The 22,718-nt window shown below is 67.4% G+C and carries 23 protein-coding genes, 1 pseudogene and 1 riboswitch; of the genes and pseudogenes, 14 read left to right on the top strand and 10 right to left on the bottom strand.

All coding sequences use genetic code 11. The annotated features are described in order from the left end of the window. The first annotated feature begins 30 nt into the window (after positions 1-30). From G6N43_RS29485 to G6N43_RS29495, 3 genes are read left to right on the top strand one after another with little or no spacing between them, the layout of a single operon-like run. Positions 31-624 carry a peptide deformylase gene (locus G6N43_RS29485; protein ID WP_083156358.1) on the top strand — a complete coding sequence of 198 codons (594 nt, stop codon included), beginning with the start codon at positions 31-33 and terminating at the stop codon, positions 622-624. Next, positions 624-1,514, top strand: coding sequence for an N-acetylglutamate synthase, CG3035 family (locus tag G6N43_RS29490; protein WP_083156356.1), 891 nt, complete (start codon positions 624-626; stop codon positions 1,512-1,514). Before G6N43_RS29485 ends, G6N43_RS29490 begins: the two co-directional genes overlap by 1 nt. A 10-nt stretch (positions 1,515-1,524) precedes the next feature. Continuing rightward, positions 1,525-2,325, top strand: coding sequence for an exodeoxyribonuclease III (locus G6N43_RS29495; RefSeq protein WP_083156355.1), 801 nt, complete (start codon positions 1,525-1,527; stop codon positions 2,323-2,325). Between the two features lie 72 nt (positions 2,326-2,397). Here the strand turns inward: G6N43_RS29495 and G6N43_RS29500 are convergent, their stop codons facing one another. Next, positions 2,398-4,152 carry an MFS transporter gene (locus tag G6N43_RS29500; RefSeq protein ID WP_083156354.1) on the bottom strand — a complete coding sequence of 585 codons (1,755 nt, stop codon included), beginning with the start codon at positions 4,150-4,152 and terminating at the stop codon, positions 2,398-2,400. Between the two features lie 102 nt (positions 4,153-4,254). After that, a riboswitch (TPP riboswitch) is annotated at positions 4,255-4,365 on the top strand. Between G6N43_RS29500 and thiC the strand changes: the two genes are divergently transcribed. From thiC to G6N43_RS29530, 6 genes are all read left to right on the top strand, one after another. Continuing rightward, complete coding sequence (thiC, locus tag G6N43_RS29505; protein ID WP_083156486.1) at positions 4,354-5,844, top strand: phosphomethylpyrimidine synthase ThiC; 1,491 nt, start codon at positions 4,354-4,356, stop codon at positions 5,842-5,844. It overlaps the preceding riboswitch by 12 nt. Continuing rightward, positions 5,841-6,677: a bifunctional hydroxymethylpyrimidine kinase/phosphomethylpyrimidine kinase gene (gene thiD, locus G6N43_RS29510; protein ID WP_083156352.1), complete on the top strand. Its 837-nt coding sequence runs from the start codon at positions 5,841-5,843 to the stop codon at positions 6,675-6,677. The genes thiC and thiD overlap by 4 nt, the downstream gene beginning before the upstream one ends. Then, the gene (locus G6N43_RS29515; RefSeq protein WP_083156351.1) at positions 6,674-7,291 is read left to right on the top strand and encodes an alpha/beta hydrolase family protein; all 618 of its coding nucleotides are present in this window, start codon (positions 6,674-6,676) and stop codon (positions 7,289-7,291) included. Before thiD ends, G6N43_RS29515 begins: the two co-directional genes overlap by 4 nt. 40 nt (positions 7,292-7,331) lie before the next feature. Next, positions 7,332-7,985: a septum formation family protein gene (locus G6N43_RS29520; RefSeq protein ID WP_163658264.1), complete on the top strand. Its 654-nt coding sequence runs from the start codon at positions 7,332-7,334 to the stop codon at positions 7,983-7,985. 55 nt (positions 7,986-8,040) lie between these two features. Continuing rightward, on the top strand, positions 8,041-9,528 hold the full coding sequence (locus tag G6N43_RS29525; RefSeq protein ID WP_083156812.1) for a flavin-containing monooxygenase: 1,488 nt from the start codon (positions 8,041-8,043) through the stop codon (positions 9,526-9,528). Between the two features lie 18 nt (positions 9,529-9,546). Continuing rightward, positions 9,547-9,813, top strand: a complete 267-nt coding sequence (locus G6N43_RS29530; RefSeq protein ID WP_083156813.1) for a DoxX-related protein — start codon at positions 9,547-9,549, stop codon at positions 9,811-9,813. On the opposite strand, the gene G6N43_RS29535 is transcribed toward G6N43_RS29530, so the two are convergent. After that, positions 9,780-11,045, bottom strand: coding sequence for a TetR/AcrR family transcriptional regulator (locus G6N43_RS29535; protein ID WP_083156814.1), 1,266 nt, complete (start codon positions 11,043-11,045; stop codon positions 9,780-9,782). The genes G6N43_RS29530 and G6N43_RS29535 overlap by 34 nt on opposite strands. Positions 11,046-11,148: 103 nt before the next feature. Between G6N43_RS29535 and G6N43_RS29540 the strand changes: the two genes are divergently transcribed. The 4 genes from G6N43_RS29540 to G6N43_RS29555 are packed head-to-tail and all read left to right on the top strand — an operon-like array spanning position 11,149 to position 14,280. After that, entirely contained in the window at positions 11,149-11,373 is a 225-nt protein-coding gene (locus G6N43_RS29540; protein WP_083156815.1) for a hypothetical protein, read from the top strand. Between the two features lie 12 nt (positions 11,374-11,385). After that, positions 11,386-11,727 (top strand): hypothetical protein, encoded by a 342-nt coding sequence (locus G6N43_RS29545; protein ID WP_083156816.1) that lies wholly within the window; start codon positions 11,386-11,388, stop codon positions 11,725-11,727. Positions 11,728-11,764: 37 nt separating this feature from the next. Beyond that, positions 11,765-13,003 (top strand): APC family permease, encoded by a 1,239-nt coding sequence (locus G6N43_RS29550; protein ID WP_110810525.1) that lies wholly within the window; start codon positions 11,765-11,767, stop codon positions 13,001-13,003. Further along, a complete protein-coding gene (locus tag G6N43_RS29555) occupies positions 12,982-14,280 on the top strand; it encodes a uracil-xanthine permease family protein (protein ID WP_083156817.1) in 1,299 nt (432 codons plus the stop codon). The genes G6N43_RS29550 and G6N43_RS29555 overlap by 22 nt, the downstream gene beginning before the upstream one ends. On the opposite strand, the gene G6N43_RS29560 is transcribed toward G6N43_RS29555, so the two are convergent. The 7 genes and pseudogenes from G6N43_RS29560 to G6N43_RS29590 all read right to left on the bottom strand — a co-directional run bounded on the left by G6N43_RS29560 (position 14,234) and on the right by G6N43_RS29590 (position 21,462). Beyond that, the gene (locus tag G6N43_RS29560; RefSeq protein WP_083156818.1) at positions 14,234-15,709 is read right to left on the bottom strand and encodes a M28 family peptidase; all 1,476 of its coding nucleotides are present in this window, start codon (positions 15,707-15,709) and stop codon (positions 14,234-14,236) included. The two genes, G6N43_RS29555 and G6N43_RS29560, sit on opposite strands and share 47 nt — an antisense overlap. Further along, on the bottom strand, positions 15,706-17,220 hold the full coding sequence (locus tag G6N43_RS29565) for a M28 family metallopeptidase (RefSeq protein ID WP_083156819.1): 1,515 nt from the start codon (positions 17,218-17,220) through the stop codon (positions 15,706-15,708). Before G6N43_RS29565 ends, G6N43_RS29560 begins: the two co-directional genes overlap by 4 nt. An 11-nt stretch (positions 17,221-17,231) precedes the next feature. Continuing rightward, positions 17,232-17,967, bottom strand: a pseudogene (locus G6N43_RS29570) (SGNH/GDSL hydrolase family protein). Positions 17,968-17,971: 4 nt separating this feature from the next. Then, positions 17,972-18,730: a thiazole synthase gene (gene thiG / locus G6N43_RS29575; RefSeq protein WP_083156820.1), complete on the bottom strand. Its 759-nt coding sequence runs from the start codon at positions 18,728-18,730 to the stop codon at positions 17,972-17,974. Beyond that, positions 18,723-18,920: a sulfur carrier protein ThiS gene (thiS, locus tag G6N43_RS29580; protein WP_083156821.1), complete on the bottom strand. Its 198-nt coding sequence runs from the start codon at positions 18,918-18,920 to the stop codon at positions 18,723-18,725. The genes thiG and thiS overlap by 8 nt, the downstream gene beginning before the upstream one ends. Continuing rightward, the gene (gene thiO, locus G6N43_RS29585) at positions 18,917-19,981 is read right to left on the bottom strand and encodes a glycine oxidase ThiO (RefSeq protein ID WP_083156822.1); all 1,065 of its coding nucleotides are present in this window, start codon (positions 19,979-19,981) and stop codon (positions 18,917-18,919) included. The genes thiS and thiO overlap by 4 nt, the downstream gene beginning before the upstream one ends. 107 nt (positions 19,982-20,088) lie before the next feature. After that, positions 20,089-21,462 (bottom strand): FAD-dependent oxidoreductase, encoded by a 1,374-nt coding sequence (locus tag G6N43_RS29590; protein ID WP_083156823.1) that lies wholly within the window; start codon positions 21,460-21,462, stop codon positions 20,089-20,091. A gap of 82 nt (positions 21,463-21,544) precedes the next feature. Between G6N43_RS29590 and thiE the strand changes: the two genes are divergently transcribed. Beyond that, positions 21,545-22,213 (top strand): thiamine phosphate synthase, encoded by a 669-nt coding sequence (gene thiE / locus G6N43_RS29595; RefSeq protein WP_234810268.1) that lies wholly within the window; start codon positions 21,545-21,547, stop codon positions 22,211-22,213. Here the strand turns inward: thiE and G6N43_RS29600 are convergent. Continuing rightward, complete coding sequence (locus tag G6N43_RS29600; RefSeq protein WP_083156825.1) at positions 22,197-22,703, bottom strand: NUDIX hydrolase; 507 nt, start codon at positions 22,701-22,703, stop codon at positions 22,197-22,199. The two genes, thiE and G6N43_RS29600, sit on opposite strands and share 17 nt — an antisense overlap. Positions 22,704-22,718 lie beyond the last annotated feature (15 nt).

Here is a 22,718-nt window from a genome sequence, read left to right on the forward strand (position 1 = left end):
GATAAGGATTGCCGACTTAAGCTGTTGCGCGTGGCAGTCGTACCCATTCGCATCGTAGGAGATCCCGTCTTGCACACCGCGACCGAGCCGATACCCGTGGGCGAGGACGGTTCGCTGCCTGCGGATCTCGCGGACTTGATCCAAGACATGTACGACACGATGGCCGCGGCCAACGGTGTCGGGCTCGCCGCGAACCAGATCGGTGTGTCCAAGCGAGTGTTCGTCTACGACTGCGCCGACGACCGCGGCAAGACGACGCGGCGCAAGGGTGTCGTCATCAATCCGGTGCTGGAGACGTCCGAGGTTCCCGAGACGATGCCCGACCCCGACGACGATGACGAGGGCTGCCTGTCGGTGCCCGGGGAGTCGTTTCCGACCGGCAGGGCCGACTGGGCGCGGGTGACGGGTCTGGACGCCGACGGCACGCCCATCACACTCGAGGGCACCGGCCTGTTCGCGCGGATGCTGCAGCACGAGACCGGACACCTCGACGGTTTCCTCTACTTGGATCGGCTGGTCGGCCGCCATGCCCGTGCCGCCAAGCGTGCGGTGAAGTCGCACGGCTGGGGCGTACCGGGTCTGTCGTGGACTCCCGGTGAGGATCCCGACCCGTTCGGTCACTGATGCGGATCCCGCCGGTGGGCACACGGGTGATGATTCGTCACCGCCTGCCCGCCGGGTCGGCACCACCATTGACGGACGTGATCGGCCAGCTGGTGCAGACGGAGCCGACGCTGCAGGTGCGCACCAAACGCGGGGATGTGGTGGCGGTTCGTGTCGACGACGTCGTGGTGATCAAGGCGCTCACCGCTGCGCCGGTGCGCACCGGCGACATTCGCAATCTCGAACATGCGGCCGCGCTGGGGTGGCCCGGCGTGGAGCAGCAGTGGGTGGGCGGCTGGCTCTGCCGCTTCGGGCACGGCAGCACGCGACGGGCCAATTCGGCTGTACCTCTGGATGCTTCCGCGACCCATGACATGGGTGTGATCGCCGATTGGTACGCGGCGCGATCGGCGCCGTCTCTCGTCAGCGCACCGGACCGACTGTTCCGCATTCCGCCGCAGGTGCCGACCGACGCCGAGAACCTCGTAATGGCATGCGATATCGGGCCTGGGGGTGTGTCTTCCGACGACGTGCTTCTGGCCCCGCGGCCGGACGACGAGTGGCTCCGGATCTATGAGCGCGACGTGCCTGTCGACGTGTTGACCGCCGTCGTGGACGGCGAGGTCGCCTTCGCGGCGATCCCGGGTATCGCGGTGGCACGCGCGGCCGTGACCGCCGCTCACAACGGAACCCGATGGGTGGGGTTGTCGGCGTTGAAGGTCAGCGAGGCCCAGCGACGCCGCGGTCACGCGCGCACCGTGTGCAGCGCACTGCTGAGTTGGGGCGCGGACCGCGGCGCACAGCGGGCGTACACCCAGGTGCTGTCGGACAATTCCTCCGCTACCGCGCTTTTCGAGTCGATGGGTTTCACGCTGCACCACCGCTCGCGCTACGTGCAATTGCGTCCGTAGGCTTTCGACCATGCGGTTGGCCACATGGAACGTCAACTCGATCCGGGCACGAGTCGACCGGGTCGCCGACTGGCTGGAACGCGCCGACGTCGACGTGCTCGCGATGCAGGAGACCAAGTGCTCCGACGAGCAGTTCCCCACGATGCCGTTTCTGGCGGCCGGCTACGAGGTGGTGCACTGCGGCTTCAACCAGTGGAACGGCGTCGCGATCGCGTCCCGTGTCGGCATCGACGACGTTGCGGTCGGCTTCGACAACCAACCGACGTGGAGCGACAAGCCGGAAGTGGAGGCCGCAGCGGAAGCGCGGGCGCTCGGTGCGACGTGCAACGGGGTGCGCGTGTGGAGCCTGTACGTGCCGAACGGGCGCACCGTCGGCTCACCGCACTACGTGTACAAGCTGCAATGGCTTGCCGCACTTCGCGAGACCGCGCAGAACTGGCTCACCGAAGACCCGTCGGCACAACTCGCGTTGGTGGGTGATTGGAACATCGCGCCGACCGACGAGGATGTGTGGAGCGTCCAGGCCTACGAGGGCAGCACCCACGTGACCGAGCCGGAACGCGCGGCCTTCAACGCGATCCTCGCCGCCCAATTCACGGACGTGGTAAGGCCTTTCACGCCCGGTCCTGCCGTCTACACCTACTGGGACTACACCCAGCTGCGATTCTCCAAGAACCGGGGCATGCGCATCGACTTCATCCTCGGATCACCGGCGCTGGCGCACCGCGTGACCCACGCCGAGATCGTCCGCGAGGAACGTAAAGGCAAGGCGCCGAGCGATCACGCACCAGTGCTCGTGGAGCTTTCCTAGCAATTGACTCTGCGTGCAGGGCGCAAAAATTCGGAAAATCGACGCCCTCCCCGCAGAGTCAATCCGAGGAATTCACGCCGCGTTGTCGGCGCCCGGTGCATCGGCGTAGCGGCCGGGGTTGAACATCGATGCGACGGCGCCGATCAACATCATCACCGCCGCGGCGACGAACACCACCGTCAGCCCGGAGTGGAACGGCGCGGTGATCAGCTGCGGGAAGAACGTCTGACCGGTCAGCACGTCGGCGTTGACGCCAGGCGCCTCCAGCGCACCCGACGGGTCGAGCAGTTCGCCGATCGGGTTGTAGCCGAGGAACGCCGCGAACAGACTGCCAACAGGCGGAAGGTTGCTGACCTCATGCGCGACGTCGGCCGAAACCCCCTGCGCCTGAAGACCGTCGCTCATCGCCGTCGGCAACGTCGCAGCCAACCCCACGATCATCAGCGAGAAGAAGATGCCGATCGACAGCGAGTTGCCCGCGTTGAAAAACGTCGACCGCACACCGGACGCGGCACCCCGTTGTTCGGCGGGCACGCTCGACATGATCGCGGCGGTGTTGGGTGCGGTGAAGACGCCGCCGCCGAATCCGTTCAGAAACACCAGCAGCGCGAAGATCCAGTAGTCGAAGTTCACCGGAATCATCAGCAGCGCTATGAACGTCACGGCCATCAACAGCATCCCGCCGACGGTCAGCGGACGCGCACCGAACCGGTCGGACAGCCAACCGGCCATGGGTGCGGCGATCAGGAAACCGAATGTGGCAGGAAGCAGATAGATGCCCGCCCACAGCGGCGTCGACTCGAAGCTGTAGCCGTGCAACGGAAGCCAGATGCCCTGCAACCAGATGATCAGCATGAACTGCAGGCCGCCACGGCCCACCGATGACATCAGACCCGCGAGATTACCCATCCCGAACGCCGTCGACTTGAACAGCCGGATGTCGACCATCGGCGATTCGACCCGCAGTTCGATGAAGCAGAACGCGACCAGCAGCAGCAGCCCGATACCGATGGAGCCCAGCACCCATGGACTGGTCCAACCGGTGGTCGAGTCGCCGTAGGGCTGAATGCCGTAGGTGATACCGACCAACAGCACCGTCAACCCAAGCCCGAAGCTCACCGCGCCCGCCCAGTCCAGCCGGCCGGGGTTCCGGGAACCCAGCTCGCGCAGGGAGCGGTAGCTCCAGATGGTGCCGACGATGCCGATCGGCACGCCGACCCAGAACACGGCCTGCCAGTGCCACTCGGACAGGAAGCCACCGATCAGCAGACCCAGGAACGAACCCGCGACCGCGGCGACCATGTTCACCCCGAGCGCCATCCCCCGCTGTCTGGCGGGAAACGCGTCGGTGAGGATGGCCGATGAGGAGGCCATCAACATCGCGCCGCCGACGCCCTGGATGACACGCCAGGTGATCAGCCAGACCGCGCCACCGCCCATGCCGAACGGGTCGAAGGACAGCGCGACGGCCGCCACGGTGAAGACCACGAAGCCGAGGTTGTAGATGCGGACGCGGCCGAACATGTCTCCGAGGCGACCGAACGGGACGACGAGCACGGCCGTGACGACCAGGTAGCCCATGATCATCCAGAGCAGGTAGCCGACGTTGCCGGGCGCGAGCGGGTTCAACCCGATGCCGCGAAAGATCGCCGGTAGCGAGATCAGGACGATCGAGGCGTTGATTGCCGCCAGCAGGATGCCCAGCGTGGTGTTCGACAGAACGACCCACTTGTAGAGCGGGTGGTCGCGATCCATTCGGGACCGGCGACGGGCGGTCTCGGCCAGCGCATCGGTCGCCACGGTGTCGGTCTCGATCTCTGTCGTCATCCGGTTCGCTCACCTATCGGCACAAAACACATATATTAGCTATACAAAGTGACTCGAAGCAATTCCTATTCCCGCCAAACGTGACCTGGGCTAGCGTGTCTAGCGTCCACACACGGGAGCGCACACCCAGTGCGCTGAGAGGACGGGTGGGCCCGTCGACCGTACGAACCTGACCGGGTAATGCCGGCGTAGGGAGATGCCATGACGTCTGTCGTCGATCCATCCGTCACCACCGGCCCCATCGCGGGCAGCGCGAAGGTCTACCGGGACGGCGTGCCGTTCCGCAGGGTGAACCTGTCCAACGGCGAGCACTTCGACCTGTACGACACCTCGGGGCCGTACACCGATACCGATGCGGTCCTCGACCTGCACAAGGGACTGCCGTCCCGGCAGGGCGTCGTGCGTGACCGAGGCACCCAGCTGCAGCGGGCCCGCAACGGCGAGATCACCGCGGAGATGGCTTTCATCGCGGCGCGCGAGGGGTACGCCCCCGAACTGGTGCGCGACGAGGTGGCTCGTGGCCGGGCGGTGATTCCGGCCAACCACAACCATCCCGAGTCCGAACCGATGATCATCGGCAAGGCGTTCGCGGTGAAAGTCAATGCCAATATCGGTAATTCGGCGCTCACCAGCTCGATCGCCGAGGAGGTCGACAAGATGGTGTGGGCCACCCGGTGGGGTGCCGACACCATCATGGACCTGTCCACCGGCCGCAACATCCACGAGACGCGGGAGTGGATCCTGCGCAACTCGCCGGTGCCCGTCGGCACCGTGCCGATCTATCAGGCGCTGGAAAAGGTCAACGGCGATCCGACGGCGCTGACGTGGGAGTGTTACCGCGACACCGTGATCGAACAGTGCGAGCAGGGTGTGGACTATATGACCGTGCACGCAGGCGTGCTGCGCGGCCATGTCCCCCTGGCCGCCGACCGCGTGACGGGAATCGTGAGCCGGGGCGGCTCGATCATGGCGGCCTGGTGCCAGGCGCATCGTCGGGAGTCGTTCCTCTACACCCATTTCGACGAGCTGTGCGAAATCCTGCAGCGCTATGACGTCACGTTCAGCCTCGGTGACGGACTGCGGCCGGGCTCGATCGCCGACGCCAACGACGCCGCCCAGTTCGCCGAACTGCGCACCCTCGGTGAGCTGACCAAGGTCGCGAAATCCCATGGCGTGCAGGTGATGGTCGAAGGCCCCGGTCACGTTCCGATGCACAGGATCGTCGAAAACGTGCGCCTGGAAGAGGAACTGTGCGAGGAGGCGCCGTTCTACACGCTGGGCCCGCTGACCACCGACATCGCCCCGGCCTACGACCACATCACCTCGGCCATCGGGGCGGCGATCATCGCCCATGCCGGAACTGCGATGCTGTGTTACGTGACACCGAAGGAGCACCTCGGGCTGCCCAATCGCAAGGACGTCAAGGACGGTGTGATCGCCTACAAGATCGCCGCCCACGCCGCCGATCTGGCCAAGGGACACCCGCGCGCACAGGAACGCGACGACGCCCTGTCCCGCGCGCGCTTCGAATTCCGTTGGCTAGACCAATTCGCACTGTCGCTCGACCCCGACACCGCGCGCGAATTCCACGATGAAACCCTGCCTGCCGAGCCCGCGAAGTCCGCGCACTTCTGCTCGATGTGCGGTCCGAAGTTCTGCTCCATGCGCATCACCCAGGATCTGCTCACATGACGTTTCTTCCGCTGACACCGCCCCGCCAGACCCCGATCCGGGTCATGACCATCGCCGGGTCCGACTCCGGGGGCGGTGCGGGTATTCAGGCCGACCTGCGGACGTTCGCGATGCTGGGTGTCCACGGCCTGGTCGCCGTCACGGCGGTGACCGTGCAGAACTCCTTGGGAGTCAAGGGTTTCCACGAGATACCGTTGGATGTCATCGCCGGTCAGATCGAAGCGGTGGCGTCCGACATCGGTGTCCAGGCCGCCAAGACCGGCATGCTCGCCTCGTCCGAGATCATCGAAACCGTCGCCGACGCCTGGCGCTCACAGGGCCTCGCAGGCACGGTGCCGTTCGTCGTCGACCCGGTGTGCGCCTCGATGCACGGCGATCCCCTGCTGCATCCCAGCGCACTGAATTCCCTCAAGACTCAACTGTTCCCGCTCGCCACCCTGGTGACACCGAATCTGGACGAGGTCCGTCTGATCACCGGTATCGACGTCATCGATTCCGACACCCAACGCGATGCGGCGCGCGCCCTGCACGCGCTCGGCCCGCAGTGGGCGCTGGTGAAGGGCGGGCATCTGCGGGCATCGTCCCAGAGCCCCGATCTGCTGTTCGACGGAACGGACTTCCTGGAGTTCGACGCCGCGCGCATCGACACCCCACACGACCACGGCGCGGGTGACACGCTGGCCGCCGCTGCCGCCAGCGCGCTCGCCCACGGCTACCCCGTTCCCGAAGCGGTCGCGTTCGGAAAGCGGTGGGTGACCGAATGTCTACGCGCCGCCTACCCGCTGGGACAGGGCCACGGCCCGGTGTCGGCACTCTTCAGACTCAGCGAATGACACTCGAGCAGATCGCGGGCATCGCCCACGAGCCCGCGGGCATGGCGACGGGCGCCGTCGTGCTCACGCACGGCGCGGGCGGCAGTCGCGAATCGCCGCTGCTGGTGAAAATCTGCGACGAATGGGCCGCACGCGGCTGGCTGGCCATTCGGTATAACCTGCCGTATCGGCGGCGCCGGCCGAAGGGACCGCCGTCCGGGTCCGCGGCATCCGATCAGGCCGGCATCGTCGAGGCCGTGGAGTTCGCTCGCGCCCTGACGTCTGGCCCGGTCGTCGCGGGCGGACACTCGTACGGTGGCCGCATGACGTCGATGGTCGTCGCCGACGAAACGGCGAAAGTCGATGCGCTGACGCTGTTCTCCTACCCTTTGCATCCGCCCGGCAAGCCGGAGCGCGCGCGCACCGAACACCTGCCCCGTATCTCGGTGCCCACCGTGTTCACCCACGGCACCGCCGATCCGTTCGGGTCGATCGAGGAACTTCGCTCCGCCCTTGCGCTGATCCCCACCGCCACCGAGATCGTCGAGATCACCGGCGCACGACATGATCTCGGCTCGAAATCGCTCGACGCGCCCGCACTCGCGGTCGACGCCGCACTGCGGTTGCTTGCCTGATCAGTCGTCATTGGCCCCTGAACAAAGCTAGTGTCACGGGATGACCACGCCGCCGGGCAATCCCCCGCCATATGGCCAGCAGCCCCCGTACGGCGGGCAGCCCCCGTACGGCGGGCAGCCGCCGAATCCCTATCCCGCACCGCCACCCCCGCCGTCGTACCCTCCCCCGCCTGGCGCCTATCCGCCCCCACCACCGCAGCCGTACTCGCAGCAGCCGCAAGGCCATTTCCCGCCGCCGCCTAAGTCGAACTCCAACAAGGTCGGGTTCATCGTCCTCGGCGTCATCGTGGGGCTGCTCGTGCTCGGGGTCGGTGCCGGCGTCCTGATCTACCTCGCCGTCGGCAAGGGAACCGTCACCGCGACGGACGTCAAGATGGGCGACTGCCTGTCGGAGATCCCGGGTGACACCCGAGTGCTGACCGTGAAGACGATCGAGTGCTCCGAACCGCACGCGGGCGAGGTCTTCGCGGTGCTGCAGATGCCGGGCGACGAGTTCCCCGGCCAGGCCGCCATCGACGCATACGCCGACAAGTGCAGCCCGGCGTTGGAAAGCTATTCGCCCGAGGCGATGACCGACGATTCCGTCCAGCTGTACGTGCTCTACCCCACCGCCGAGACCTGGGGACAGGGCGACCGGGCTGTGACCTGCATCGCAACGCTCGACCCGCCACGTTCGGGAACGCTAAAAGGCTGACGTAACCGCGGAGGGCCTCCCGGTACCTATCTGTTACTTGAGGTACCGTCTAGTCATGAGTTCGGAGCAGTTCGAGGCCGTCATCGTGGGCGCCGGTTTCGGGGGGATAGGCGCTGCCATCCAGCTCAAGCGGTTGGGAATGGAGAATTTCGTCATCCTCGACCGCGAGGACGACCTGGGCGGGACCTGGCACGTCAACCACTATCCCGGCCTGGCCGTCGACGTTCCGACGACCACCTACTCCTACTTCTTCGAACCGAACCCCAACTGGTCGCGCTTGTTCTCCACCGGTGCGGAGATCAAGCAGTACGCCGACGATGTGGCCGACAAGTACGACGTCCGCTCCCACATGCGGTTCAACACCGCGGTCGAGGGTGCGCAGTGGGATGAAGACGCCAACATGTGGCAGGTCACGCTGGCCGGCGGCGAAACGATGAAGACCCGCTACCTGATCACCGCCACCGGCTTCCTCTCGCAGCCGCACACCCCGGACATCCCGGGTATCACCGGGTTCGAGGGCAAGGTGATCCACACGACCGCCTGGGACGACAGCTACGACCTGACGGGGAAACGGGTAGCGATCATCGGCACCGGTGCGACGGCGGTGCAACTCATCCCCGAGCTGGCGAAGAAGGCTGCCGACCTGACCGTGTACCAGCGGACCGCGATCTGGGTGGTGCCCAAGATCGACTTCGGCTTCTCCGAACGCGCCAAGCGGTTGTTCGCACGGGTGCCGTTGACGCAGAGGGCGATTCGCGCCGTCACGGACGCGATATACGAGTTCTTCATCTATGTGGTGCTTCACCACCGCCAACTCTTTTTCCGCAGGCTCAACATCAGCGCCTCGGATCTGGCCAAGCTGCACCGGTTCCTGTCGGTCCGGGATCCCGAGCTGCGCGCGAAGCTCACCCCGAATTACGACTTCGGCTGCAAGCGGCCCACTTTCTCAAACGAGTACTACCGCATGTTCACCAAACCGCATGTCCACCTTCAGGACAGCGGCATCGAGCGCATCGAGTCCGATGCGATCATCGCCAACGACGGCACCAGGACCCCCATCGACACCCTGGTGCTCGCCACCGGTTTCGACCTGTGGGAGGCGAACTTCCCCGCCATCGAGATCGTCGGCCGGCACGGTCGCAACCTCGGAAAGTGGTGGCGCGAGAACAGATTCCAGGCATATCAGGGCATCACCGTGCCCTACTTCCCCAACTACCTGAGCCTGGCCAGCCCCTATGCGTTCCTCGGGTTGAACTTCTTCAACACGATGGAATATCAGATGCGGCACATGGATCGGCTGTTCGGCGAGGTCAAGAGACGCGGTGCGACGACGTTCGAGGTCACCGAGGACGCCAACACACGCTACCTCGACCGGATGTCGGAGCTGATCGGCGATTCGGTGTTCGCCGTCGGTAACTGCGCGACGTCGAGGTCGTACTACTTCGACCCCAGCGGTGAAGCCAGCCTGCTCCGCCCGATGCCGACCCGCACGGCCCTCAAGGAGGCGTCCGAGTACCCTCTTAGCGACTACGAGATCTCCTGACCGAGAGGAACATCCGCTGTGCCGAAGCAGAATTCGCGTGTCGTCAAGCTGGTCGGACTCGGCCTCGCCGGTGTCGGCTTGTCGCATTTCGTGAAGCCACAGCTGTTCGAGTCGATCACCGTGTCGGCGTTCCCCCGCGACACCCGTCAGCACATCTACATCAACGGCGGGATCGAAACCGCGATCGGCCTCGGGCTTGCCGCGCCGAAGACACGCAAGCTGGCGGCCCTCGGCACCGTCGGATACCTGGCCTACTTGGCGGGCAACGTCGCGCGTAACCGGTAGCGGCCCAACAGCGTCAGGTCGAGCAGCCGCTTGACGGTCGAAACGCTTTGCGCCGTCCGCTGATACTGCATCAGTCGGCCGAGATCGATCACCAGTGACATCGACGCGTGGACGGTGAACCGCGCCTGGCCAGGCGTCCACTCGGGACGCACGGCCGTCACTAGTTCGACCCACGCCTCGACCGTTGCGCGCTGCATGTTGCGCAGGATCTTCTGATCGGACACGGCCATGTTGAGCCGCTCGCTGTAGTACACGTAGTCCAGCTCCGGCTGGTCGAACGACCGCGCCACGTACGCATCGATGATCGCGGCCAGCGCCTCTGCCGGATCGTCGATCGTGGCCGTGATGGCCGCCGTATCCGCCGAGAGCCGATCGGCCGCCCTCCTGAACGCGGCCGCAAGGATGTCGCCCTTGCCGGAGAAATACCGATAGATGCCCGACGCGGGCATCCCGACCGCGGCCGCGATGTCCTCCATACCGGTGTCCCGGTAGCCCTTGAGGTTGAACAGCCGCATCGACTCGTCCAGCAGCGCTTCGTATCTCGACGGCTCGGCCGCCGGCGTCAGCGGCGCCTGGACGACGACTTCGTCATCGTCGACATCCGGTAGCTCGGCGGAAAGGACGGTGTTGGCAAGGTCGGCCAGCAGCGCCCGGACCTGGATGGCGGGCAGCTTGGCCCGGTGATCGACGATGCTGCCCACGACCGAGAGAGCCGCCGTCGAGAGCGTCCAGCGTTGCCGCGGCGTCAGCTCGGGACGGATCTCGCACAGTGGCCGCTGGATCCGGCGGTGCACGGTGCGCATCTGGGAGAACAGTGTGGCCTGATCGTCGCCGCGCAGATATCTGGCCTCCCACCGATAGAGCCCGCCGGAGTCCCGGTTGGCCATCGCGGTGTCGATGAGCGCGGTGATCAGCCGCTGCAGCACCAGGTGCGGGTCCTGTGATGCGGCCTTCGGCGCAGCTTGGCCGTCAACTTCGTCGGCGAATTCCGTGCAGTCCACCAACTGCTGGCCGAGGCTGAGCACCGCGTCCCGGAACAGTTCGTACTTCCCGGTGTAATGCCGGTACAGCGCGGCCGCCGAGATCCCCACCCGGGACGCGATGGCCTCCATGCTGACACCGTGAAAGCCCAGCGTGCTGAACGCTTCGGCCGACGCCCGCGCGATCTGGGCCTTGCGGTCCCTCGGGCGGCGCCGAACCTCATCGCCGCTCGCTGACCGGGGGCGCGCCATGGCGAACACGATAACGGACGTTGCGCACAGATACTCACCTAACTGGGCGAAAAACCCAGGCCACGGGTATTGCAGCAAAGAGAATGAGCATTAACATAGAGGAGTGCTCGGCCTACTGCGGAAGCTCTTGAGCTTCCAGGTGACAGTCGGCGAGCTGATCACGGTGGCCCTGGTCCTTGGCACGCCGTATCTGATCGTCGGCGCCATTTGGTCGAGCACACACACCGAGCACCTGCAGCGCATGGCGGGCGTCGACCTGGTCGTCTCGTATCTCGGGACAATCGTGTCGTGGCCGGTGCTGCTCTTCTCGGACGTATGCATGACATGACGGGGGAACACAGTGCAACAGCGTCACCATCGCCTTGCCTATGCGGGCATCGCCGCCGCCACCGTGCTGGCGGTCGGACTTCTGGCGTTGAACTTTCCGGTCTTCATCGACGCGTTTGACCAATGGGGCTGGCAAATCAAATGCGGGACCGGCTACAGCACCGACCTGACCCAGGCCGCGGCGAGCACCGGTGACGGGAACTACGTCGAGCAGTGCGAAACGGCACTGTTGATGCGCCGGTTATGGACCATCCCGCTCGTCGTGATCGCCGGCGTGGTGCTCATCGTGGTCTCCGTCGCGTCCGCGACGACGTCAGCCCGCGAGACCCTGTCGGTCTACCGCGAGACCGCCTGACACGCCTGCATTGACGGACTCGCCTAGCATCGACTCGGTGAGCGCGTCCGGCGGACCGCAGCTGCACCGGCGGCTCGGCACCTTCGATGCTGTGACCATCGGCCTCGGCTCGATGCTCGGCGCGGGTGTCTTCGTCGCGCTTGCGCCTGCCGCGGCGGCCGCAGGCGCCGGACTGCTCATCGGTCTCGGTGTCGCAGCCGTCGTCGCGTACTGCAACGCCACCTCGTCGGCCCGGTTGGCCGCTCGATACCCCGAGTCCGGCGGCACCTACGTCTACGGCAGGGAACGTCTCGGCGAGTTCTGGGGCTACACCGCGGGGTGGAGCTTCGTCGTCGGCAAGACCGCGTCCTGCGCCGCGATGGCGCTGACGGTCGGCTACTACGTGTGGCCGTCCTGGGCGCACGCCGTGGCGGTCGCGGCGGTGGTGGCGCTGACGGTGTTGAACTACACCGGCATTCAGAAGTCGGCCCTGCTGACGCGGGCGATCGTCGCCGTGGTTCTTGCGGTTCTCTCCGCGGTGGTGGTCGTCATCCTCGGGTTCGGTGATACGGACGTGACCCGCATCTGGACCGGAACCGCTATCTCCGCGCTGGGCGTGCTGCAGGCCGCCGGACTGCTGTTCTTTGCCTTCGCCGGTTACGCCCGCATCGCCACCCTGGGCGAGGAGGTGCGCGATCCGGCGCGCACGATCCCGCGCGCCATTCCGATCGCGTTGACCATCGCGTTGCTGGTCTACGGCATCGTCGCCGTCGCGGTGCTGGCCGAATTGGGAAGTGACACACTAGCATCCGCGGCGGCCCCGCTCGCCGACGCGGTGGCCGCCGCAGGCTTCTCCGCCCTCGAACCCGTGGTGCGCGCAGGTGCTGCCGTGGCGGCGCTGGGTGCACTGCTGGCGCTGATCCTCGGGGTGTCCCGCACGACGCTGGCGATGGCGCGCGACCGCCACCTACCGCACGCACTGGCCGCGGTGCACCCGCGGTTCGGCAGCCCGCACCGCGCCGAGGTCGCCGTCGGCATCGTGGTGGCGGTCGTGGCGGCAGTCGTCGACGTTCGCGCGGCGATCGGCTTCTCGTCGTTCGCGGTGCTGCTGTACTACGCGATCGCCAACGCATCGGCCTGGACGCTCGGGGGGCGAGTCATCCCGGGCATCGGACTGGCGGGCTGCCTGCTGCTGGCGTTCACACTTCCGCTGCCCGCGGTGCTCGTGGGCTCTGGTGTGGTCGTCGTGGGCGCCGTTGCCTACGGTCTTAGGTCATGGCGATCACCCCCTCGCTGAAATGGAAGCGAGTCGAGGCAAGTTCCGACGACGACTTCATCGTCGCACCTGACGAACGGCTGGACTGGTTCCGCACCATCGGCATCGGCGCACAGCATGTCGTCGCGATGTTCGGCGCCACCTTCCTGGTGCCGGTGCTCACCGGCTTCCCACCCGCGACCACGCTGCTGTTCTCGGGTGTCGGCACGGCGTTGTTCCTGCTGATCACCGGGAACCGGCTGCCCAGCTATCTCGGCTCGAGCTTCTCGGTGATCGCCCCGGTCACTGCGGCCGTCGCGTCGAACGGCACCGGCAGCGCACTGGGCGGTCTGGTGGCGGTCGGTCTCACGCTGATCGTCATCGGCGCGGTCGTACATCTGGTCGGCACCCACTGGATCGACGTAACGCTGCCGCCGGTGGTCACAGGCGCGATCGTCGCCCTCATCGGGTTCAACCTCGCGCCCGCGGCGAAGGCGAACTTCGACAAGGGCCCCCTCGTCGGGATCGTCACCCTGGTGATCCTGGTGGCGACGCTGGCGTTCTTCCGCGGCATAATCGGCCGCCTGGCGATCTTCCTCGCCGTGGTCGCCGGTTACGTACTGGCGCTGATCCTCGGCGAGGTCGACACCTCCGGCATCGCCGCGGCACCGTGGCTCGGCCTGCCCGAGTTCCAGACCCCGACGTTCACGCTCGCGGTGCTACCGATGTTCCTGCCCGCCGTCATCGCGCTGGTCGCCGAGAACATCGGACATGTGAAGTCGGTCGGTCAGATGACCGACACCGATGTCGACCCGGTGATGGGCCGTGCACTGGCCGCCGACGGGGTCGCCACGACGCTGGCCGGGTTCGGCGGCGGTTCGGCGACAACCACCTACGCCGAGAACATCGGCGTCATGGCCGCCACCCGGGTCTATTCGACGGCGGCGTACTGGGTGGCCGCGGCGGTCGCGATCCTGCTGTCTCTGTGCCCCAAGGTGGGCGCGGCGATCTCGGCCATCCCCGCGGGTGTGCTCGGCGGCGCGACGGTCGTGCTCTACGGGTTGGTCGGCATCCTCGGCGTTCGGATCTGGCTGACGAATCGTGTGGACTTCGCCAAACCCCTCAACCAGATGACCGCGGCCATCCCGTTGATCATCGGCATCGCCGACTTCACCTGGCATGCAGGCAATCTGACGTTCACGGGTATCGCGCTGGGGTCGATCGCCGCCCTGGTGGTCTACCACGGCATGCGGCTGCTGGGTCTGCGTCCGGCTAGGGAGCGCTCCGATGCCGCTGATCCCACAGCGGAACACCGTTGACGCCCTCCACCGACTGCGCGTAGGTGCCGACCGCGAACGCCGCCGCCGATCCCATCACCGCCAGTGCGTCTCGGTTGATGTTGTCGATCGTGTCGCGCGGCGTGCGGTAGTTGGGGTCGTAGGGCACACCCGCCCGGCCACCCCAAAGCCGTGCCTGTACTTCGGTTTTCAACTGCGATCCCCCCGTGGTCAGTCCTCCCACAGGAATGCCGACGGACATGAGGGGGTAGTAGTCGGTGTAGCGGGTCAGCGGCATGTCGGCGGGCCGCACCCCCGCGGAGTTGAGATATGCCGCCAGAGTCCGTTCGATACCCGCCGAGCCATCGGGTACGGACTGCACCGGGATCTCGGGATTGGGCTGGGCCGACTGGTCGCCGTCGTAGGTGAAGTACCCGGCGTTCGGCGAGCCGATCATGTCGAGGTTTAGATAGAGCGCGATCTCGTCGAGTTGTCCACCCTGCAGTCCGCGAATGTACTTCGTGGGCCCCTGCAGCGAGTTCTCCTCCGATCCCCACAGCGCGAATCGCACGGCGTTGTGGATCTGCGGTGACGAACCGAGCGCCACCGCGGTCTCCAGCAGCGCGGCGACCCCGGAGCCGTCGTCGTTGATGCCGAGGCTGGCAGCCGAACTGTCGAGGTGGGCGCCGACCATCACCACGTTGCGGGTATCGCCGGACTTCGTTTGCGCCAGCACATTTCGCGTCTTCTTCATCACCGGCTTGCGGTCCAGTACCAGCTTCACCGGCGCGTTGGTGCGGCGCAGCGCCGCGTTGGCGTCGGTGCCGATCACGCCGACGGGGATGGTGAGCCTCTGGTAGTAGCCCGGCGTGAAGAGGCCGGGTGGGCTGCCTGCGCCGGGGCGTGGTGCACTGACGACGAGCAGTCCCACGGCGCCCTTGTCGACGGCGGCATTCTGCTTGTCGACGACCGAACAGCCGGTGTCGTCGACGACGGCGATCGCGCCCTTCACCGACACCGTGCCGTAGTCGGCGGAGCGGCAGCCCGCCGCCGTCTTCTGCGGTCGCAGCGTCACCGCGTTGAGTCCCTCCCGCGGCGTCGTGATGAGCAGGGAGGCCTGGTCCACCTTGAAATTGCGGTCGCCGATCGTGAGTTGGGGGTTGCCGCCCTCGGTGCGGTCGAGCACCTCGAACTCCGGAGTCTGGACGTCAAAACCCTTGCCCTGCAGGACGCGTGTGACGTAGTCGATGCTGGCGTCGTATCCGGGGGTGCCGCTGGCCCTGGTGCCGTCGTTCGCGTCGGCGATCTTCTGCAGTTCCTGCAGGTGGGTGTACATGCCGTCGATACCGACCTTGCCGGCGAGCTCGGACCCCAGATCCGTTGATGGGCCTGCGGATTCCGACGACGAGCATGACGTCAGCACCGCGAGGACCGCGCCGAGCGCCCCCCACTTCATCAGGCGTCGAATCATGATTCGATGACGTGACGGGTGCGGTCCTCGCGGATCGGCACGCCGTTGCGGCCACGCTGATCCTGTGCGTAGATGGCGACGGCGTATGCCGCGCCGCGACCGTTGATCTCGAGCGCGGTTTCGTTGACGTTGTCGATCGTGTCGGATTCCTTGTGATAGTTCGGGTCGAACGGCTGGCCCGCCTTGCCGCCCCACCGCTCGGCCTGTTCGATCGTCATCTTCTCCTCGGCACCGGTGAACAGACCACCCGCTGCGACGCCGGCCAGCGTGAAGCTGCTGAAGTCCGAACGCCCTTCGAATTGGACGTCCTCGGGGTCCTTGCCCTCGCGCTTGAGAAAGGCCACGAGTGTGCGTTCGATGCCTGCCGACCCTTCGGGTATGCGCGGCGCCTCCATTTCCGGGTCCGGCTCGTCGGACTGATCGCCGTCGATGGTGAAGTAGCCGGGGTTGGGTGAAGCGATCATGTCGAAGTTCAGGTAGAGCGCGATGTCCTTGAGCTCGTCGATGTCCAGCGACGCCACGTAGTCGTTCGATCCGAGCAACCCGAGTTCCTCGGCACCCCAGAACCCGAACCGCACCGCGTATTTGACATCCGGTGTGGGCCCCAGCTGCAGGGCCGTCTCCAGCACCGCCGCCACTCCGGAGCCGTTGTCGTTGATCCCCGGTCCCTCCGCGACGCTGTCGAGGTGCGCACCCGTCATCACGACGTCGGACGTGGAGCCCGTCTTCGTCTGCGCGATCACGTTGCGGGTGCGCTCGACGCGCACGCCCGCGTTGAGTTTGATGGTGGTGGGTCCGGGGGCCGCGCGTAGCCGCTCACCGGACTCCTTCGTGACGCCGATGACCGGGATCTTCACCTCGGTGTCCTCACCGAGGGTGCCCCCCATCTCATCGCCGTCGACGTTGTTGGCGACGATCAACGCGACCGCGCCGCGTGCTGCGGCCGCCTCCTGCTTATCGCTGAACGGGCACTTCCCACGGTCGACCAGCACGACCGCGCCCTTGACCGGGAGGCCGTCGTAATCGGACACCGTGCAGCCCGGCGAATCCTCGACGCGGGCGGGCACCAGGTCACCTGTCACACCGTTGGGGCCGGTGCCGATGGTGTATTCCAGCGGGAAGGCCTCAACCTTGGCTTCGCCGACCGTGAGGGCCGGCTTGTCGGAATACGGGAGGTGCACTTCGAACTCGGGGGTCTGCACGTCGAAACCCTTGTCGCGCAGTGTGTTCGCCACGTAGTCGACGCTCGCGTCGTAGCCGGGGGTGCCGAGCGCCCGGTTACCCCCGTGCTCGTCGGCGATCTCCTGCAGCTTTCTGATGTGCACCATCATCGCGTCCTTGGTCACCGCCTGTGACACCTTCTCCGCGAAGGCTGTCGCGGCAGGGCTGGGACCCGCGGGCGTCGACGGTGACTCGGTCGGCCCGGGTCGCGTCTCGCGACCGCAGCCGGCCAGCACCAGAACGGCGGCCAAGCTCAGCGCAGCGACCCTCGACAACGTTTTGCGAAACATCGCCCACCACGTTAGCCCGAGCCGGCGCCGCAGCGCCCCGACACCTGCGCGACAACCAGATCGGCGACCATCCGCATGCCGAGTGCGTTCGGGTGCAGCGGCGCGGGACGCCCGGGCAGCGGCAGACCGAATCGGGTGGTCCACGGCTCGGCCGACCAGCCATGGTGGGCGGTGCTGTGCCTTGCCGCCCCGACCAGCTCACAGCCGGTGTCCGCAGCGGCCTCGGCGGTGGACCGGGCCAGCTCGTCGGCCACGCGGCGCCCCGTCTCGGCGTCGGAGTCGGACAGCGGCCGTGCGGGGGTTCCGGGCGGGGGCAGCAGCGTCAGGTAATCGACGAACAACACCCGGGCCGCGGGTGCACGGGTACGCACGGCGCGTCCGACGTCTCTCAGCGCATCCGCGACCTCGGCCAGAGCACGATCGATCGTGGCGGTGTCGAACCGGCCGCCGAGCACCGGCAGGGCACGCAGGACCCGCGGTAGCCCCGCCGCGAACAGCAGCGGCACGTAGCCGACGTCGTTGCCGCCGATGGTCACCGTGACCAGATCCTCGGTCCCGTCGAGCGCCCCGATCTGCGGTGGTGGCCCCGGAGTACGTCACGTCGACGAGTTCGAGCCCCAACCGCTCTGCCACCAGATGCGGATAGTTGCGCGCCGAACGACCCGCGAAGAACGGTGAGCCGTCGGCGCGCGGCCGGATACCCGGTCCGGCAGCCATCGAACTGCCGAGTGCCACATACCGTTTCATCGGGTCACAGGGAGGGGCTCGACGCCTGCGCCCAGAACCGCTTCGGGATCCGCCCCGCCCGCCTGGCCAGGTATCCGGCGGTGACGGCGGAGGCCATCGCCGAGGCCATCGCCGGCGGGTCGGCGGCCCGGGTGACTGCGGTCGCGAGAAGCACTGCGTCGCAACCCAACTCCATCGCCAGCGTCGCATCGCTGGCGGTGCCGATGCCCGCGTCGAGTATCACGGGCACCGAGGCGTGCTCGACGATCATCTCGATGTTGTGCGGGTTGGCGATGCCCAGCCCGGTGCCGATCGGCGAGCCCAACGGCATCACGGCCGCGCATCCGGTGTCCTCGAGCCGACGCGCCAGTACCGGGTCGTCGTTGGTGTAGGGCAACACGACGAACCCGTCGTCGACCAACTGCTCTGCAGCCCTTATCAATTCGACGGCGTCCGGCAGCAGCGTGCGCTCGTCTGCGATGACCTCGAGCTTCACCCAGTCGGTCTGCAGCGCCTCGCGGGCGAGCTGCGCGGTCAGCACCGCCTCGGCGGCGCCGCGGCAGCCTGCGGTGTTGGGCAACAGCGTGATGCCCAGCCGGTTCAGCAGATCCAGCACACCGGTGCCGCCCTCGCTGTCGACGCGGCGCATTGCGACGGTGGTCAGCTCGGTGCCCGAGGCCACCAGCGCCTCCTCGAGCACCGTGAGGTTGGCCGCACCGCCGGTGCCGAGGATCAGGCGCGAGCCGAACTCGCGCCCGGCGATCGTCAGTTTCGTGTCAACCACCCTGCACCGCCGTCACCACCTCGACCCGCGCGCCGTCGGCGAGCGTCGTCTCCCACTCCGACCTTGGCAGCACCGACCAGTCCACGGCGACCGCAATACCCTTCTCGGGAAATCCGAGCCGGTCCAACAACGCGGCGACGGTCGTCGTTTCGTCGATCTCTACCGCTTCGTCGTTCACGGTGACTTTCATCGCGCTCCCACCAGATCAGCTTCGGCCAACGGCACACCGTTGAGCTCACCGACGATTGCCTCCGCCGTCCACGGCGCCAACAGAAATCCGTTGCGGCCGTGCCCGCCCGCGACCAGTGTGCGCTCGTCGAGCCGGCCGACGACGGGCAGTCCGTCCGGGGTCATCGGACGCAGCCCGGCTGCGCATTCGGCGAATTCGTACTCGCCGAGTGAGGGCATCACGGTGCAGGCGTCGTCGAGCAGTTCACGGACCCCGGTGACGGCGGGAGCGGTGTCCCGACCGTGTTCGTACTGCGTGGCGCCGACCACCACACCGTCGTGGCGCGGCACCAGGTACACCTGGCGGCCGTGCACTCGGGCGCGAATCACGCGCTGCGGCACCGGCATACATCCCCGGCGCCAACGCAGCCGGAGCACCTCACCCTTCACCGGACGGATCGGGAGTCCGGGCCACAGCGAGGGAGCATCGATGCCGTTGGCGATCACCACGACGTCGGCGCGCACCTGCGCCAGCTTGCCGACCGGTGGCGCCCAACCGACCCCGAGCCGTTCACACTCCGCGACAAGCGCGTCGACGAGCATCCGGTTGTCCACCGCCAGTTCGGTTTCGGCGCGGAAGCCGTGCCGAATACCCTGTGCGAGCAGTGGTTCGATCTCGCGCGCGGCGGTGGTCAGCGCGACGGGGTGGCCCTGTGCGGCCAACCACTCCCCGACGGTCTTCAGGTCGGCGGCGTCGGCTCTGTCGACGGCGACGACCAGCGATTCGCGCGCGGTGACGACGGCCTCGGGAAGTCCGTCGAGGAATGCCCCCGGCCCCTCTTGATTCCACAGGGCCAGCGATGCCAGGCCCAGTCGCAGCAGTCGTTCCTCTCCGGGCCAGCCCTCGCTGTGCGGGGCGAGCATGCCGCCCGCCACCCACGACGCGCCGTTCTCGTCGCTGCGGTGTACGTGCACCGACCAACCGTCGAGCGCCGCCCGCCGGGCCACCGACAGCCCGATGACGCCGCCGCCGACGACGGCGACGGTGCCCTTGGCCCGCGCGCCCGTTGCGCCTGAGTCCACTACCCCTCCCTTCGCCGGCATGACCCGGATCAGGTGCGACGGTAAGGGCAGGGCGTGCCCACTCTCAGTCCCCGGTCCCGGGACTCCCGTGTCAGCTTCCCAGACTACTAGGACGGGGTCAGCACCTCCGCTTCCTGCAGCGCCGTCGGGCGCCGCCGGTGCATGGCCGTACGCAGCAGCATCCGCGGGCGCAGCAGCCGCGCGGGGGGATCGATCAGCCCCACCACCCGCAGGAACTGCCCGGCGACGTCGACGTCGTACTCCCCGGCCGCCTGCAGCCGATCGGCGTAGGCGTTCGTCAGCCGCACCGCCAACGACCGGCGCCCCTCGATCTCCGGCAGATTGAGGTCGGCGCCCGCCGCGAACTGCCAGGCGACCCCGATGGGTTTGGCCGCCGCACGGAAGTAGCGGCGCGGCAGGTCGATCGGACCGTTCTGCAGACACCGGTCGAGCGCCTCGGCCTGCAGCAGCGCCACCGTCATGCCCTGCCCGTAGATCGGGTTGAAGCTGCACATCGCGTCCCCGAGAACCACCAGGCCGTCGGGGAACCGGCGCAGCTTGTCGTACCGACGCCACCGGCTCTCGGGATAGCCGAAGCGACACGGCTCGGTGAGCGCTTCGCCGGTCGCAAGCACGTCGACCACGTGGCGGGGCGCCAGACGCGCCACGAATTCGATCACCTCATCCGGTGCGTCCGGCGGTGTGTATCCGGCGATGCCGACGAGGGTCAACATCCAGGTGTCGTTCTCGTAGCCGAGCAGCACCATGCCGTACGGCCTGCCGGGGACGGGACCGATCAGCACGGTCTTCTCGTGCAGGCTGCCCGGCGGCAGCCGAAACAGCTTGCTCGAATACGAAACCCGGACCTTGATGCTCTGCTCGGGCGGCCGGTCATAGCCCAGCGCCTCCAGCAGAGCCGGTGTGCGTGCGGCACGTCCGGTTGCGTCGACGACCAGATCGGCTTCAAGCACGTCTTCCCTGCCGCCGTCGTGCGCTTTGACGCGCGCCCCCGTGACGCTGTTCGTATCGGCGCTCGTCGTCAGCTCGACGATGTCGTGACCGTCCAGGAGTTCCACATTGCTGAATTCCTGAAGTCGTTGCCGAACAAGGCTTTCCAGCAACGGCCGACTCGGTATGAACGACGGCGGGACGTTGGCGAAGCCGCCGGTGCGCGGAATGAGGTGGCTTCCGAATCGCAGGTACGCCTCGGACATGTCGCGGTAGTCCAGGGAAGGGACGCCCGCGGCGGTGAGGTCGTCGGCGAACCCGGGGAAGAACTCCGAGAGTGTCGCCAACCCGCGCCCCAGAAGTGCGTGACCGTGCCGCCCCTGCGGGACGCCGCGCCGGTTGTCCGCACCGTGCGGAAGCACGTCGCGTTCGACAACGGTCACCGATTCGTAGTGTTCGGCCAGCACGCGCGCAGCCACCAGCCCGCCCATGCTCGCCCCGAGTACCACTGCGTGTTTGCCGATCTTGGTCATACCCAGACCATCCCGAGGCTGCCGCGGCGCAGATAGCGTAGTCGGCTACGCCAATCCCCGACCCGGTCGCTACCGTCGCGGTGTGCAACCCCGTGAACGCCTGGCGACCGCGTCGCTCTACCTGTGTACCGACGCCCGTCGTGAGCGTGGTGACCTCGCCGAGTTCGCCGAGGCGGCGCTGGCCGGCGGCGTCGACATCATCCAGTTACGCGACAAGGGCTCGCCGGGTGAGCAGCAGTACGGTCCCCTCGAGGCGCGCGAAGAACTCGAGGCGCTGGCCGTCCTCGCCGATGCGGCGCGGCGCCACGGCGCGCTGCTGGCGGTGAACGACAGGGCGGACATCGCACTGGCCGCGGACGCCGACATGCTGCACCTCGGCCAGGACGACCTGCCGCTCACAGTCGCGCGCCGAATCATCGGTTCGGGCCCGGTGATCGGCCGGTCCACCCACGACGAGGCCCAGGTCGCCTCGGCGATCAGCGAGGACGTCGACTACTTCTGTGTGGGGCCCTGCTGGCCCACGCCCACAAAGCCCGGCCGGCCGGCGCCCGGCCTCGACCTGGTGCGCACGGCGGCGCAGTCGGCAACGGAGAAGCCCTGGTTCGCCATCGGCGGGATCGATGCGGCGCGGCTGCCCGAGGTGGTCGCGGCCGGGGCGCGCCGGGTCGTCGTGGTGCGCGCGATCACCGCCGCCGACGATCCGCAAGCGGCGGCGCGGTTGTTGAAGGACGAGCTCAGAGCCGCTTGTTGACCAGCAGCGGAATTGCCGCGGATTCCGTGCGCAACCGCGCCCAGCTGGCGGCGAAGCCGGGATGCAACGGCAAATCGGCGACCTCGTCCTCGGCGACCCAGCGGAGTTCGGCGCTCTCCCGATTAGGGGTGGTCACCAACTGTTCGGGGGCGTCGGCGATGACGGTCGTGTAGCTCCAGTACGCGTTGTCCTTACCGAAGACCTCTTTGGTGACCACCTTGGTCCGCACGGTCACCTGGTCCGCGGAAAGCCCGGCTTCCTCCCGGGCCTCCCTTATGGCGGCCTCCTCGACAGTCTCGTGGCTGTCCCTCGCGCCACCCGGCAGACCCCATGTTCCGCCCTGATGGCTCCACGCCGCGCGGTGTTGTAACAACACTGCCGCCGAGCCGGCGTGGTGCGGGGCGCGCAGCAGCAGACCGGCCGCGCCGTGTTTACCCCAGAACCACGCGCCGGTGTCGGACACCACCCAACCGTCGCCATCGCCGCGCACGCGTCAAGAATACGG

The organism is Mycolicibacterium moriokaense, assembly GCF_010726085.1.
GTDB lineage: Bacteria > Actinomycetota > Actinomycetes > Mycobacteriales > Mycobacteriaceae > Mycobacterium > Mycobacterium moriokaense.